The sequence below is a fragment of the Micrococcus sp. EYE_212 genome, from assembly GCF_023147585.1.
Classification (GTDB): domain Bacteria; phylum Actinomycetota; class Actinomycetes; order Actinomycetales; family Micrococcaceae; genus Micrococcus.
The window spans coordinates 19,909-20,589 of the sequence record NZ_JAHXOZ010000022.1 but is presented as its reverse complement, the minus strand read 5'-3'; the positions used below and the strand labels follow the sequence as shown (position 1 = coordinate 20,589).

Annotated in this window: 1 protein-coding gene; it reads right to left on the bottom strand. The window is 69.6% G+C overall.

Going from position 1 to position 681, the window contains the following annotated elements; genetic code table 11:
- Window positions 1–680 (bottom strand): helix-turn-helix domain-containing protein (locus KZX60_RS11320; protein ID WP_248118449.1); only part of this gene is annotated, 680 nt, incomplete at its 3' end.
- Between the last annotated feature and the right edge of the window lies 1 nt (window position 681).

Genomic DNA, 681 nt, shown 5'->3' with positions numbered 1-681 from the left:
GCGCCCCGTCCCTCGACGAACAGGGACTGATAGATCGCTTCGTGAGAGATCCGCATGGACTCATCATCCGGGAACTCCAGGCGCAGCCGGTGGCTGATCTGCTCAGGGCTCCACGCCGTGGACCACCGCCGGTCCGCCCGGCGCGGTTTCATCTTCCGCCCCTTGAAACCGGGCCCGACTGGTCCCGGCACGGCCACGCCATCGGGGCCCAGGACCATCCCGTTCAGGCGCGCCTGGACGTAGTCATGCAGCCGCTGGTTCGTGGCCAGCTTCGCCGGCTTGGGCCGCCTGGCCGCCTCCTGAGCCTTCCACTGCGCCACCGTGGCCCGGTACTCCTTGCTCCCGGAGCGGGTGGCGCAGTTACGGCGCAGCTCGCGACTGATCGTGCCGGGATCACGTCCCAGCGTGCGTGCGATCTGACGGACCCCCTGGCCCTGGGCATGGAGGATTGCGATCTCTTCACGCTCAGCGAAGGACAGGTACCGGCCGGTGGGCTCGGCCAGGGACAGTGGGGCCATGCCGCCAGCGTGACGGAACCAGCGCGCCCCGACGGGCCACGACACGCCCACAGTCAGGGATGCCTCGACCGTCGTAACGCCGGTGGCGATCACACGCCAGAACTGGCGTTGGACCTCTCGTGAGGGCTGCGGCCTGCCAGGAGAGCGCATCGGGGCCCGCAAG